This window comes from Ectobacillus sp. JY-23 (assembly GCF_023022965.1).
In the GTDB taxonomy this organism is placed as follows: domain Bacteria; phylum Bacillota; class Bacilli; order Bacillales; family Bacillaceae_G; genus Ectobacillus.
Window position 1 is genome coordinate 1,366,054 of sequence record NZ_CP095462.1, and the last position, 13,548, is coordinate 1,379,601.

General features: G+C 38.4%; 19 protein-coding genes. 5 read left to right on the top strand and 14 right to left on the bottom strand.

The window, feature by feature from the left end; translation table 11 throughout:
- Positions 1-29: 29 nt before the first annotated feature.
- The 7 genes from MUG87_RS07090 to MUG87_RS07120 all read right to left on the bottom strand — a co-directional run bounded on the left by MUG87_RS07090 (position 30) and on the right by MUG87_RS07120 (position 4,855).
- Positions 30-671 carry an N-acetylmuramoyl-L-alanine amidase family protein gene (locus tag MUG87_RS07090; protein WP_247086803.1) on the bottom strand — a complete coding sequence of 214 codons (642 nt, stop codon included), beginning with the start codon at positions 669-671 and terminating at the stop codon, positions 30-32.
- Positions 672-765: 94 nt separating this feature from the next.
- On the bottom strand, positions 766-1,479 hold the full coding sequence (locus MUG87_RS07095) for a FixH family protein (RefSeq protein WP_247086804.1): 714 nt from the start codon (positions 1,477-1,479) through the stop codon (positions 766-768).
- A 124-nt stretch (positions 1,480-1,603) separates the two neighbouring features.
- Complete coding sequence (gene xerD, locus MUG87_RS07100; protein ID WP_247086805.1) at positions 1,604-2,491, bottom strand: site-specific tyrosine recombinase XerD; 888 nt, start codon at positions 2,489-2,491, stop codon at positions 1,604-1,606.
- Between the two features lie 6 nt (positions 2,492-2,497).
- Positions 2,498-2,719: a YqzK family protein gene (locus MUG87_RS07105; protein WP_247086806.1), complete on the bottom strand. Its 222-nt coding sequence runs from the start codon at positions 2,717-2,719 to the stop codon at positions 2,498-2,500.
- 236 nt (positions 2,720-2,955) lie between these two features.
- Complete coding sequence (locus tag MUG87_RS07110) at positions 2,956-3,402, bottom strand: ferric iron uptake transcriptional regulator (protein ID WP_247086807.1); 447 nt, start codon at positions 3,400-3,402, stop codon at positions 2,956-2,958.
- Between the two features lie 111 nt (positions 3,403-3,513).
- Complete coding sequence (gene spoIIM / locus MUG87_RS07115; protein ID WP_247086808.1) at positions 3,514-4,161, bottom strand: stage II sporulation protein M; 648 nt, start codon at positions 4,159-4,161, stop codon at positions 3,514-3,516.
- Between the two features lie 142 nt (positions 4,162-4,303).
- The gene (locus MUG87_RS07120) at positions 4,304-4,855 is read right to left on the bottom strand and encodes an NUDIX hydrolase (protein WP_247086809.1); all 552 of its coding nucleotides are present in this window, start codon (positions 4,853-4,855) and stop codon (positions 4,304-4,306) included.
- A gap of 73 nt (positions 4,856-4,928) precedes the next feature.
- Here MUG87_RS07120 and mciZ point away from each other — a divergent pair, with 73 nt between their 5' ends.
- Positions 4,929-5,150 carry a Z-ring formation inhibitor MciZ gene (mciZ, locus tag MUG87_RS19685; RefSeq protein ID WP_368042562.1) on the top strand — a complete coding sequence of 74 codons (222 nt, stop codon included), beginning with the start codon at positions 4,929-4,931 and terminating at the stop codon, positions 5,148-5,150.
- Entirely contained in the window at positions 5,096-5,998 is a 903-nt protein-coding gene (locus MUG87_RS07125; protein WP_247086810.1) for an aldo/keto reductase, read from the top strand. Before mciZ ends, MUG87_RS07125 begins: the two co-directional genes overlap by 55 nt.
- Positions 5,999-6,052: 54 nt before the next feature.
- On the opposite strand, the gene MUG87_RS07130 is transcribed toward MUG87_RS07125, so the two are convergent.
- The 3 genes from MUG87_RS07130 to MUG87_RS07140 form a co-directional block, all read right to left on the bottom strand.
- Positions 6,053-6,889: an aldo/keto reductase gene (locus tag MUG87_RS07130; RefSeq protein ID WP_281503682.1), complete on the bottom strand. Its 837-nt coding sequence runs from the start codon at positions 6,887-6,889 to the stop codon at positions 6,053-6,055.
- Between the two features lie 139 nt (positions 6,890-7,028).
- Positions 7,029-7,853 carry an aldo/keto reductase gene (locus MUG87_RS07135; RefSeq protein ID WP_281503697.1) on the bottom strand — a complete coding sequence of 275 codons (825 nt, stop codon included), beginning with the start codon at positions 7,851-7,853 and terminating at the stop codon, positions 7,029-7,031.
- A gap of 79 nt (positions 7,854-7,932) precedes the next feature.
- Entirely contained in the window at positions 7,933-8,184 is a 252-nt protein-coding gene (locus tag MUG87_RS07140) for a YqkE family protein (protein ID WP_247086812.1), read from the bottom strand.
- Positions 8,185-8,446: 262 nt separating this feature from the next.
- Here MUG87_RS07140 and MUG87_RS07145 point away from each other — a divergent pair, with 262 nt between their 5' ends.
- A complete protein-coding gene (locus MUG87_RS07145; RefSeq protein ID WP_247086813.1) occupies positions 8,447-10,036 on the top strand; it encodes a bifunctional metallophosphatase/5'-nucleotidase in 1,590 nt (529 codons plus the stop codon).
- Positions 10,037-10,239: 203 nt separating this feature from the next.
- Here the strand turns inward: MUG87_RS07145 and MUG87_RS07150 are convergent, their stop codons facing one another.
- Positions 10,240-10,671, bottom strand: a complete 432-nt coding sequence (locus MUG87_RS07150; protein WP_247086814.1) for a ribbon-helix-helix domain-containing protein — start codon at positions 10,669-10,671, stop codon at positions 10,240-10,242.
- A gap of 268 nt (positions 10,672-10,939) precedes the next feature.
- On the opposite strand from MUG87_RS07150, the gene MUG87_RS07155 reads away from it, so the two are divergent.
- The gene (locus MUG87_RS07155; RefSeq protein ID WP_247086815.1) at positions 10,940-11,845 is read left to right on the top strand and encodes an alpha/beta hydrolase; all 906 of its coding nucleotides are present in this window, start codon (positions 10,940-10,942) and stop codon (positions 11,843-11,845) included.
- Positions 11,846-11,853: 8 nt separating this feature from the next.
- Here the strand turns inward: MUG87_RS07155 and MUG87_RS07160 are convergent, their stop codons facing one another.
- Positions 11,854-12,096, bottom strand: a complete 243-nt coding sequence (locus tag MUG87_RS07160; RefSeq protein ID WP_247086816.1) for a DUF2552 family protein — start codon at positions 12,094-12,096, stop codon at positions 11,854-11,856.
- 219 nt (positions 12,097-12,315) lie between these two features.
- Between MUG87_RS07160 and MUG87_RS07165 the strand changes: the two genes are divergently transcribed.
- A complete protein-coding gene (locus MUG87_RS07165) occupies positions 12,316-12,528 on the top strand; it encodes a CDGSH iron-sulfur domain-containing protein (RefSeq protein WP_247086817.1) in 213 nt (70 codons plus the stop codon).
- A 44-nt stretch (positions 12,529-12,572) separates the two neighbouring features.
- Here the strand turns inward: MUG87_RS07165 and crcB are convergent, their stop codons facing one another.
- Together crcB and MUG87_RS07175 are read right to left on the bottom strand one after the other, a co-directional pair.
- Positions 12,573-12,923: a fluoride efflux transporter CrcB gene (crcB, locus tag MUG87_RS07170; RefSeq protein WP_247086818.1), complete on the bottom strand. Its 351-nt coding sequence runs from the start codon at positions 12,921-12,923 to the stop codon at positions 12,573-12,575.
- Complete coding sequence (locus MUG87_RS07175) at positions 12,920-13,303, bottom strand: fluoride efflux transporter FluC (protein WP_247086819.1); 384 nt, start codon at positions 13,301-13,303, stop codon at positions 12,920-12,922. The genes crcB and MUG87_RS07175 overlap by 4 nt, the downstream gene beginning before the upstream one ends.
- Between the last annotated feature and the right edge of the window lie 245 nt (positions 13,304-13,548).

Genomic DNA, 13,548 nt, shown 5'->3' on the forward strand with positions numbered 1-13,548 from the left:
AGAGAGACGTATAAAAGGAAAACCGTCTCTTATTTGCGCTGATTTCGTAAAAATTCCTCAATACCTGAAGCAATTCCTATTGCTGCTTTTCTTTTAAAATCATCTTGAATCAGTAATTTCATATCTTCTTTATTAGTCAAATATCCTATTTCTACTAACACTGAGGGTACAAGTGTTTCACGAAGTACTTTGTAATTCCCAAACTTTATATAACGAAGCGGCATATCAGTTTCTTTTGTGTGATGATATCCAATTTTTTCAGCTAGCTGCTTATCACGAAACGGGATAAAATAATACACCTCGGCTCCTCTGACATTACTATCATTAAAGCCGTTAGCATGTATGCTAATAAATACATCTGCATGCTTTTTTCTACTCAGTTTAGGTCGACATGCTAAGTCTTGTACGTATCCCCCTTCATCACAAAGTTTATCCCCTTCCCGTGTCATATAAACTGTATAACCTTTATTTTGCAGTTCAGTGCGTACATATTGTGAAACCCCTAAGACAATATCCTTTTCAAGCACACCATCTTTTTCAAATCCTGGATAAATTCCACCGTGTCCGGGATCTAATACGATAACAACTTTCTTTTCTTCATACCAACGCCACACTATTATCAATATAAGTACGAAAATTAAACCAACACCTATGTGTTTGTATTTCCGCATTGCTCCCCACCTTTCTGCTTAACATTCTTGCTGCGATGTCCAATACGGAATACATTCGCTCTCCTACACAAAAAACCTTCACAATTGTGAAGGTTTACTGTACTTGCACTTTTTGTTCTGTGTGTTCGTGGATATCTCCTTTTTCCACGTGCACTTTTACAATATAAGTGCCAGCTGCTTTGAAAATAGGTGCTGCCACATATTCCCCTTTAACACTTTCTGTGGCACGCACGTATTCGTGTTTTTCATTACCTTCTTGCCAAATTTCAAATTGGACATTGGCAGCTGTTAATGCAGCGTTTTTTTGCGTAATATGGGCCTTTATATCAGCTGATTGACCCGTTACCAATTTATCGGCCATAAAGTGGATAGACACATCGCTATTACCGTGCTCATGCACATGCCCTTGCTGAGTTTCTTCTGTAGTTCCTACTTGTACCTGTACCTTCGGCATTACATGCATATCCTTTGCATTCGTATGCGCTACTATATTGTACATACCAGCTTCCAAAAAGGTTTTGTCTATTGTGTACATACCTTGTTTGTATGTAGCAGCAATCATGTCGTGCTTTTCAGAGCCCTCTTTCCATATCTCAAATTTAACTTCAGCATCATCAATAGTTTTCCCATCTTGCGTAACAATGGCCTGAATTTCAGTAGAAGTATTCGGCAAAACTTGTTCAGGTTTCGTTTTCACCTCTACCTTTACCTCTTTTGGTATCTCATTTGTCACGTTATTTTTGCTCTCATCTTTGCCACAAGCGGTCAAAACTAGCATCAAACTTATTGCTATAATTAGTTTTTTCACGTCATCGTCCTCCTCTATCAACAAGTATAGCCCGTTATGAAAATCTGTCTACTGCCCAAGTAGCTTAGAATTGGAAATTAAATGCGAACAATTTGTGAGGAAATTGTGAAGAGCGTAGGTTTCCCTACGCTCTTGGATGAAACTGCTTATATACATCTTTTAAACGAACCTTAGACACATGTGTATAAATTTGCGTAGTAGAAATATCAGCATGTCCTAACATTTCCTGTACTGCTCGTAAATCAGCGCCATTCTCAAGCAAATGGGTTGCAAAGGAATGACGAAGGGTATGAGGTGTTAAATCTTTTTGAATGTTAGCCTTTTGAGCAAGTTTCTTTAAAATCTTCCAAAATCCTTGTCTCGTCAAGCGATTACCTTGATGATTTAAAAACAAAGCATTTGTAGTATGTCTTCCCAACAAGCTAGTTCTCCCTCGTTCTATGTATGTAGATATAGCCTCCGTAGCTAAGCGACCAAGCGGGATAATACGCTCTTTATTTCCTTTGCCAACACAACGCACAAATCCCATTGTAATATGTACATCAGCCAAATCCAAATTAATAAGCTCGGACACACGAAGTCCTGTGGCATATAACAACTCAAGCATAGCCTTGTCTCGAATTCCAAATGGTGTATGGTCAGGCGCCTGCAAGAGGCCTTCGACTTCTACAACAGATAATACTTTGGGCAGTTTTCGCTCCGCTTGCGGCGTTTCAATATGAACAGACGGATCATGTTCTGCAATATGCTCGCGTAGCATAAATTGATGAAACGAACGAATAGAAGCAATATGACGCGCCAATGTTTTTGAAGATTTACTCTGCATCTTTAAGTGATGCAAAAATGCGACAATATGAGATCGTTGCACTTCTTGCCAGGATACAATCTGCTCTACTTTTTGAACATATTGTATATATCCCTTTAAATCACGCTCGTAAGCGACAATTGTATTTTGTGCCAAACCTTTTTCCACAATCATATAATGAATAAAATCTTGTAAAGCATCTTTCAATGGTCTCTACTCCCCGTTTTCATAAAAGAAAATCACCCGACTCACCCAACCGTCAGAAGGTGTCCCGGAAACTTGTTCTACGGATTCGTTCTGTGGCTGTTTGTAACGGTGATAGTTTTGATATTCCTCATTTATCCATAGTATAGCGAAATAAAACATAATCGTACAACCCATAAATAAGATGAATACTTTGATTACATCAAATAATACACTCATTACCTTACGCATACCCATGCCTCCATATGTTTAGTATATCAACTAGTATCAGACCAAATCCCACTTCCTGACGAGCCGCACGGAGATGTACAAGTGGGCGAGTAACGTCTGCAAATACCTAATCGATTCAACTTCCATCAGCAACACTGCTGATGCAAACACTTTGTTTTATTACAACATATGCCAAGCCTAGTTGGCTTTATACATGGTAGGTATGCAAAAAACCTCTTTCTGATCAGAAAGAGGTTTTATTCATAAATATTTTGACAAGAACGACAAATGCCATGAAATGTCAATCGATGATCTTTGACTTTAAATTTCCAATTTGCTTCAACTTTTTTTTCAACTTCTCCAAGAAGGTCTTCTTGTATTTCTTCGACCGAACCGCATTCGGTACAAATAAGATGGTGATGGAATCTAGATGCTCCTTCTTGACGAAGATCGTAGCGTGAGACACCGTCACCAAAATTGATTTTGTCAACGATCTTTAATTCGGTTAATAACTCCAGTGTACGATATACAGTCGCAAGTCCAATTTCAGGCGATTTTTCTTTTACAAGGAGGTACACATCTTCCGCGCTTAAATGATCTTCTTCATTTTCAAGAAGCACACGTACAGTTGCTTCACGCTGAGGTGTTAATTTATAGCTCGCCGCATGCAGCTGCTTCTTAATTCGTTCTATTCTTTCTTCCATTCCGTACTTCCCTCCTCGCCACTCTTACACCATTATATCAAAAGAAGAGGGGGTGTCAAAACAAAATATACAAGTAGCAAGCGTTTGTTGTTTCTTCTTCATTTTTATTCGTTATTTCTTTTGAATACCTTCTATAATTCCCTTCATAAACACAGGAGAAACATAAGCTTCGACAGCAGATGCCCCCACTAAGATGCAACCTATAACTAAGAAAATACCTGTATATTTCACTAACACCGGCAAAAGAGGCTCATGCATTCGTCTAATAAATTGATGTCTAATCATACGAAGAGAAAAACCGGCAGCCGCGACGGTCATAAATAAAAATACAGGCATAATAACTAAGTTTTGAGGTAGTACCGCTACAAATGCTAATAAAAAGCCATTCCAGCCCAACTGACTGACCAAAAAGCCAACCGTAAATCCAACTACCACACCTTTTAAAAACAACAAAATAAAGATAAGAGGAAGCCCAATGACCGATACACCAAGTAGCCATATAAAGCCAATGTATTTTAAATGTGAAAAATAACTCTCTTTAAACACTTCCACTGCACTTACAAATTTACCTTCTGAGACTTGTCCAAAGAAACGACTTAAATAAAAATAAAGATCTTGCTTTTGACCTTCCTGCAGACTATTCACCAGTACAGCGCCAAATATTACTCCCATTAGCAACAAAACAGAGACAAACACGTATAAAGACGAATGCTCCTGTACATGTACAGCTACCTTGTCTTGCCAAGTTTTATGCAACATCGATCCCTCTCTCTCTCTTTTATCCCTATCACTTTTTGATTTCTAAGAGATTCTTATAGAGTATATGAGACAGACCTTGCAAAATATGTTACAAACTTCTATTTAAAAGAATAGATAAACTTGCACATCATTCTTTTTGCGCTTACATCTTTGTCAATTCTTTTAGCTGCAAATATTGAATGGCGAGAATGGTTTTAGCATCATGAATGCGTTCTTCACGAATAAGCGCCAGCGCCTCATCTATCGTAAGCTCCATTAATGTAACGAACTCATCTTCGTCTAGTGCCGCTTTTTCCTCAAGTTTCTTTAGACCTTTTGCTTCATATAAATATACTATTTCATCAGCAAATCCTGGTGATGTGTAAAAGGAAATCAACAGCTCCATCTGATCACAAGCGTATCCAGTTTCTTCTTCTAACTCTCTTACTGCTGTATCGACAGGAGCCTCTCCTGCTTCTAGCTTTCCCGCTGGAATCTCTATCAGATGCTTTTCCATCGCTTTTCGATACTGCTCTACAAAAATGATTTTCCCTTCTTCGTTCACAGCAATTACGGCTACTGCTCCAGGATGTTTGACCAATTCTCGTTTACTAACTGCACCGTTCGGTAGTGTTACATCATCTACTTGCACAGAAATTACCCGCCCTGTGTAAATAGGGGTGGTATGTATTGTTTTTTCTTCAAATCCACTCATATTTGCTTCCTCCTTGTTCTATGTCAACAAAAGCCTACATACATTTTACCACATTTAACCTAGGAGGAAGTTTATGGACATATATTCGTATAAAAGACGAGTAGTATTGATTGGAACAGCAATAGAGATTTGCAGTTTCTTGCGAAAATATCAGGGAGAGCATACACTGATGACAGAGTGGTTAGATAACACTCTATATACACATCATCAACATAGCCATAGTAGTAAGGAGGATTTAGAATGCAAAAACGACAGCTCGGTACATCAGAATTATGGGTTAGTGAAGTCGGATTAGGCTGTATGTCGCTTGGCACAGAGAAGCAGAAAGCGCTCCGTATTATTGATACAGCAATTGAACAAGGCATTAACTTTTTAGATACAGCGGATTTATATGATTACGGCATGAATGAAGAGATTATAGGCACGGCTTTGAAAGGTAAACGAGATCAAATTATATTGGCCACAAAAGTGGGAAATCGGTGGAAGGAAGACAAAAATGGTTGGTTCTGGGACCCATCTAAAGCATATATAAAAGAGCAAGTTAAAAGCAGCTTGCAACGATTAGGTACAGATTATATTGATTTATATCAGCTACATGGTGGCACAATTGAAGATTACATAGATGAAACGATCGAAGCGTTTGAAGAATTACAACAAGAAGGCTGGATTCGGTATTACGGTATTTCTTCCATTCGCCCCAATGTGATAAAAGAATATGTATCACGTTCGAATATTGTCAGCGTGTTAATGGAATACAGCCTGCTCAACCGCCGTCCTGAAGAACTGTTTCCTCTATTGACCGAACATAACATCAGTGTAATTGCACGAGGTCCTCTGGCGAAAGGCTTATTAACAAATAGCGGTGCGCAAAGAATCAAGGAATCCGGCTATTTATCATATAGCACTGAAGAATTACAAGAAATACTGCCCCACATCCACAACCTAACTGGAAATCGATCAGTTGGAGAAGTAGCTTTACGCTATTGTCTTCATCAACCTGTTGTAGCTTCCGTAATTCCAGGTGCAAGCTCAGTGATGCAGGTACAAGAAAACACGCATCTCGGTGCACCGTTGACAGCTATAGAATATAAACAATTACAACAGCTGACAAAGCAAGATATATATACTTTACATAGAGATTGAACTCTCTAAGAAAGAGGATTATCTCAAATGATAAAGCTTGCCACTTGGCAAGCTTTATTCCATTATGTCATATTTCTCAGGATTTGTTCCTACACGTTTATTTTCATTTAATGCATCAATTCGTTTCATATCTTCATGAGAGATCATAAAATCAAAAATTTGACTATTTTCTCGTATCCGCTCTGGTGTTACAGATTTTGGAATAGTCACAATATCACTTTGTATATCCCAGCGCAATATAATTTGGGCGGGTGTTTTACCATACTTCTCAGCTAACTCACGTATAAGCGGATGCAAAAAAATTGCTCCACCTTTCATTAAAGGACTCCACGCTTCCATTTGAATATCACGCTGCGAACAGAATTGACGCAATTCCAACTGTGAAAGCATGGGGTGCAATTCTACTTGATTGACCATAGGTTTGATTTCACAATTGGCCAACAACTCTTCTAAATGATGGATATGAAAATTGGATACACCAATTGCTCGTACTCTTCCATCTCGATACAATCTCTCCATAGCACGATATGTATCTACATATTTCCCTTTTACAGGCCAATGCACCAAATATAGATCTATATAGTCTGTACCAAGTTTACGTAAACTCTCATCAAACGCTCGCAATGTAGATTCATAACCTTGGTCAGCATTCCAGAGCTTTGTGGTTAGAAACACATCGTTTCGTGCCACACCAGATTCGCGCAATGCTTCTCCTACACCGCTCTCATTCTCATAAATAGCCGCTGTATCAATTGCACGATACCCCACTTCTAAAGCAGTGCGCACAGCTGTTTTGACTTCATTACCTTCTTGTGCTTTATATACACCAAGACCAAGCCAGGGCATATCAACACCATTGCTTAACTTAGTTGTAGATTCGATAGCATGCATAATAGTCCCTCTTTCATCACAATATACGTACAGATTGTTGTTCCATTTTCTCATATTACTGCTTTTATATCAAAAACTATCCTTATACATATATGAAATGAAGAAAAACCAAAGCGCTTATACTTTGGTTTTTTCTTTTTTAGAAATCGAAGTTGTCAGGATCAGGACCTACTCGGCGATTTTCATTCAATGCGTCGATTTTTTCCATATCTTCTGCAGATAATTCAAAATCAAAAATATCACAGTTCTCTTGGATACGAGATGGTGTTACGGATTTTGGAATGGTAATAATACCGCTTTGCACATCCCAGCGCAGTACAATTTGTGCAGGGGTTTTACCGTATTTTTCGGCAAGCTGTGCAATCACTTCATTTTCAAAAATTTCACCGCCCTGCATAAGCGGACTCCATGCTTCTACAGCAATACCATGCTCACGACAAAACGCACGAATTTCTGTTTGTGCAAGTTTTGGATGTAACTCAATTTGATTCACCATCGGTTTCACTTTCGCATTATTCATTACATCTTCTAAATGGTGAATATGAAAGTTCGACACCCCGATTGACCGCACTCTTCCATCTTCATATAACTTTTCTAGAGCACGATATGTATCCACATACTTCCCTTTTACAGGCCAGTGTACCAAATATAAATCTACATAATCCAAACCAAGTTTTTGTAAGCTAGCTTCAAATGCTGCTATTGTGGTTTCGTAGCCTTGATCGCTATTCCAGACTTTTGTTGTAATAAACAACTCCTCACGCGGTACGCCAGATTCACGAATAGCTTCCCCAACCTCAGTTTCGTTCCCATATACTGCAGCTGTATCAATAGCTCGGTATCCGGCGTCTAATGCCGCTTTAACAGCGTTCTTTAATTGTTCTTTTTCGGTAACCTTCCAAACACCTAAGCCCAAAACCGGCATGCTTACACCATTATGTAATGTTACTGTTGGAATCATGATATCCCTCCTAAAAATAAAATCCTTCTTTGCCATTTAATCAATATTTAGAACACAAAGTCAACGAAAGTGAACTTTACCTTTACTTAAAATCTTTCCAAGACAAGTTACTTTCTGAAAATAACTCTTCAAATGTTTTATTCTTTTCTTTTTCTTTCGCTTCACGCTGTTTGCGCTCTATTTCAGCAATGCGTTCTTGTTCCAATTTTTCCGTTAATCTTTTTTGTTTTCCCTTTAACTTTTGAATCAAATCATCATTTAATCTGTCCTTTACATGTATCGCTTGCGATTCATTGTGAGCTGTTGTTAACTTCTGTTGTTTTTTCTTTTTCATTTCAATCACCCTCCCTATCAAAATCAATGTTCATTTTCCCATATACTTACTCGAATATCAAACGATATAAGTACAACATGTTTTACATACCTTTTCTCCATATACACTACTTTTGAAACTTTATTCCATAAACTTTATTAACTATTAGAAAAAATTTTGTAAATATTTATAAAAGAACGAAAATTATGTGGTTTAATCCCTATAAATCTATTAAAATAAATGTCGTATGATGTCAAACTAATAAGTAGGGGGAATAAACTACATGTGGAAAAAGGTCATTCCGGTTGCCGCATTAACGAGCGCATTAGCTGTCTCTACAGCAATGGCCGCGCCAGCCAATCAAAATAATGAATCAGATCACCGAAACATTGACGTTCAGTTATTGGGAATTAATGATTTTCACGGTCAGTTGACCACAATTACGAAAGTAAATGGGAGAGAAGCAGGCGGTGTAGACTACCTAGCAGCTTACCTACGTGAACGCGAAAAACAAAATCCTAATACTCTATTAGTACATGCCGGCGATATGGTTGGGGGGAGCCCTCCTATTTCAGCTTTATTACAAGATGAACCAACGATTAATATTTTAAACACATTAGGCTTTGACATCGGAACATTAGGTAATCATGAATTTGATGAAGGTGTAACAGAATTAAAACGACTTCTTTACGGCGGATATCACGAGAAAACTGGGAATTTTGAAGGTGCAAGCTTCCCATATATTGCAGCAAACGCAGTGGATAAGAAAACAGGTCAACCTCTACTGCCTCCGTTCGCTGTAAAGAATGTAAAAGGTGTAAAAATCGGCTTTATAGGTGTTGTAACAAAAGATACACAAAATATCGTTATGCCCACAATGATTGAAAGCGTGAAATTTACAGATGAAGCGGAAGCAATTAACAAATATGCCAAAGTATTAAAGCGAATGGGAGTTGAAACCATTGTGGTGCTTGCTCACAATCCGGGCGTAACAGATGCATCAGGCAATACGACTGGCGAGATGGTTGATCTTGCGTATAAAACAGATGAGGAAATTGACGTAATCTTCGGTGGTCATAATCACGCCTACGTAAACGGTACAGTTAACGGAAAGCTTTTGGTGCAAGGTAATTCTTACGGCTCTGCTTTTGTAGATGTTGATTTAACGATTGACCGCAAAACAAAAGATGTTGTAGCGAAAAAAGGCGAAGTTGTTACCACATATCGCGATGCAATTCAACCTGATCCGCAAATTAAAGCTATGGTAGAACAATACGCACAGCAGGTTGCTCCACTTGTAAACGAAGTTGTAGGTAAATCGGCGGTTGCTATGAATCGTACGCAAAGCGCGGCAGGAGAATCCGCTCTAGGTAATCTAATTGCTGATGCACAGCGCCTTGCGATGAATGGTGATATCGCATTGATGAATCCAGGTGGTATCCGTAATGACTTAGATGCAGGCGACATTACGTGGGGTGAATTATACAACATTCAACCGTTTGGTAACGAGCTGCGTAAGCTCACGTTAACAGGTAAAGATATTCGTGACATTTTAAATATGCAATGGCAAGTAGGTAAAACACGTATGCTTCAAATTTCAGGAATGACCTATACTTGGGATGCTACCGCACCAATGGGTTCTCGCATTCTGGATATTAAACTATCAAACGGCGAATTGGTAACTGACGAGAAAACATATACGGTTGTGGCAAACGCGTTTATCGCTGCTGGTGGTGATGGATTTACACCATTCACAAGGGCAACAAACATCGTACCAGGTCCAGTGGATTTAGACGCACTTGTAAACTATGTAAAAGTATCCAAAGAACCTATCTCCGCTCAAATTGAAGGACGTATTCAATTGAAAAACTAAGGAAAAAACCGCGAGTATATATCGCGGTTTTTTATATAAGTACAACTAGAAAAACAGACATTCTTTTCAAATGGCAGAGACGAACGAGCGATGTGTAGTTGCGGTTAAGGACTGCCGCGTAAAATCATATGCATAGATGAGCAGTTCTTACACTTTGTTTTTCTGCCGTGTTGAACAAGCAATTTGTTTTTATATAGTTATACTTACAACCATTCTTTAAGCGCTTCTTCCACAATCTGAGATTTCGTTTTGCCAGTCATTTTGGCTCTTTCATCTAAATGAGCAAGTACCTCTTCGCTAATAGAAAAGGTTCTTCTTCGCTTTATAACATCTTGATATATAGGAGGCGGAGACAACGGCTTTGTAAGTAATAGGCGAATCTGTTGTAGTTCTTCATACATAAGGCGTTGGTAATCGACTTGTGTATGCGGGTAAGAAAGCAGATTGGACAAGTGTTGTTCCAGAGGCTCTTTTCCCTCTCCCACAAACACTCTCTTCTTCTTCGTACGATCATATTCGTAGCCAAGCAACCTTAATCTTCTAGACAATGTGTAAGGTGTGAGTCCCACTTGTTTAGCAATAACGGCCAACGATTCTTTTCTATTTAGCCTTTCAATAATCTCTCCTATCCGCACAGCCTCACCTCTTTACCTGCGTTCACATAATACTATTAGGTTCCTGTTGAATTCATATCCGGTTTTAACACACCCCATCTATTAAGGTCCCTCTTTTCATATGAGTTACCCGTTTCCTACAGCAAGTTTTCCCTTTTAGAACATTTTATATATTCCAAAACATATATCTGCTTCATATAAAATATATGCAACATATTAAACAATATTAATATGCTCTGATTCGCTTCTATACGTATTTTTTGGTAAAATAAGGGCGGAGGGATGATACATGAGAAATATCGCACGCATTTTAGCAGTTCTAACTGGAGGAATGCTTGGATTAATCTATTTTTTCACTAATAAGATTATGTATATCAAGAAAAAAACTAACAAAGAAATTTTAATACGCGAAACAAATAAACATTTTACATTAGAGGATTTTGAAAGCCTGCCCAAAGAAGAAGTTTTAATTAGCTCCCCATTCGGATACGGCATACACGCCTACTATATACCAGCCAAGCAAGCTGATAAATATATGATTTTTTGCCATGGGGTGACAGTAAATAAGATAAATTCAATTAAATACAGCAATTTGTTTTTAAAGCGCGGGTTCAATGTAATTATCTATGATCATCGCAGACACGGGAGTTCCGGTGGTAAGACTACCAGTTACGGCTACTATGAAAAACATGATTTAAAAGCCGTAGTGGATTGGGTAAAAATGAAGTTCGGGGCCGATAAACTTATCGGCATTCATGGTGAGTCCATGGGAGCTGCCACACTGCTTCAATACGCTGGTGATATCGAAGATGGGGCTGATTTTTATATTGCTGACTGTCCTTTCTCTGATTTTCGGGCACAGCTGTCTTATCGTTTACACGTAGAATTTAAGCTTCCATCTTGGCCTTTGCTACCTTTAGCTGGTTCACTGTTAAAAATAAGAGATGGCTATCATATTGATGAGGTTTCCCCTATTCGCTGTGTAGACCGTATTAAAAATCCGGTGCTTTTTATTCACAGCAAGCCTGACGACTACATTTTAGCGGCTATGACAGAAGAATTGTATCACCACAAACAAGGTCCTAAGCAACTTTTTTTAGCTGAAAATGGTGCGCATGCATTATCATATGAAGAAAACACAGAAGCATATGAAGAAGCCATTGACAGATTTTTAGCCACATATATAGAAAAATGAGGGACAGCTTATGCGAGCTCGTCCCTCATTACATTCATATGTTCGCCAATCCAAAAAATTGCTTCATCCAAGTTCTGAAATTCTTTTGCTTCGAACGATACTTCATCTTGTAATAACCATATGTCCTTTTGCTCGGTTTGCGTACCGGCAATTGACCAGTGCAGCAAACTGTACGGATGATCATTGTGTAAAAAAGACACCCATGTTCGCTCAGTGGCAACGTTTTTGAGTGTATGCATCGTTTCATTCATGATTTATCACCTTGTTCAATAAAATTGCATGCTCATGTGCAACAGCAATAATAGTATAAATCGTTATAGTATACATTGTAACATGATAAGCTTATATTCCAAACATATATCAAATTACAACACATCTATAAGCAGGATTATGATACTATAGAAATAAGCTTGCAAACACGTACATCGTAGCAATGAAATAATAACGTATAATGGATAAGGAGCGAAAACATGACAAAGGTACAAATAAAAGTAAACGACAACGGCTCTATTCGCATTACCGGTGATGTAGAATTATTAGACGGCGCAGGTAATCCATTTCCTGCAAAGCCTGCTTTTTCTTTGTGTCGCTGTGGTCTTTCCGGTAACATGCCATTTTGTGACGGAGCTCATAAAGGCAAATTCCAATCTGCAGTTCGCGCACCAGAGCAGCCAGCTGACTAAGCTGCATTTCATTGAAAAAAAGGTCTTGCTTGCAAGATCTTTTTTTAATGAGCGACATAAAAACCGAAATATGCTGCACCGATGCATAGTATATAACTACTGAAAATATACCATGACACAATTCTATATTGTTTCTTTTGATATAGCCTCACACATTCAACTTGAAACGTTGAAAACGTTGTAAATGCTCCCATAAACCCTACAGCCAATAACAAGCGCTCCTTTTCTTGTATCCCATAAGACAATAATACCCCCAATAGAAATGAACCAACGAAATTCACAATTAAAGTTCCGTATGGAAAATGAGAACGAGACCTCGTGCGGATTATGTTACCAATGAGAAATCGCAAAACAGCTCCAAGACTCCCCCCAAGTGCCACTAACAGTATATTCATGACACAACCATCGCTTTTTTTGCGACATACAAACCAAGCCAAGCCATATAAAATCCGCCCCATGCGCTCATTGTCATATATACCACCATTAGTAAATACGCTTGATGTTGCCATAAAGTGACCACTTCCATACTAAACGTCGAAAACGTTGTAAACGATCCTACTAAACCTGTTCCAACAGCAGGTGCAACATATGGGTGCATACCAGGTCGCTCAAATATTCGTGCTGTAAGCCACGCCAACAGAAAGCTGCCGCTCATATTCGCAACCCATGTTGCGACAGGAAAACCGAACAGCCAAGGTATATGTACATACAAACTTAGTGCATATCGCAGCAGTGCTCCAACGGCACCAGCTATACCAACTACAATATATTTCACAAATCAACCTCTTCTCTCACACTTTTCTGCTATTCACTATGACCTAAGTATCTATTATTTGTCAATTCGTACTATAAGTTGTTTACATAACAGCAACTACATATCACCAATTTTTCTCTCCTATCCCCCAAAAAAGTTAGTTGTTCAATTTATATGCATATACTTTTTATCTCATATAAAACTTTCAGATTATTATACCTTTTTTCTGTTCATTCTATTTTTTTGTGATATAATAACAAGCAAAC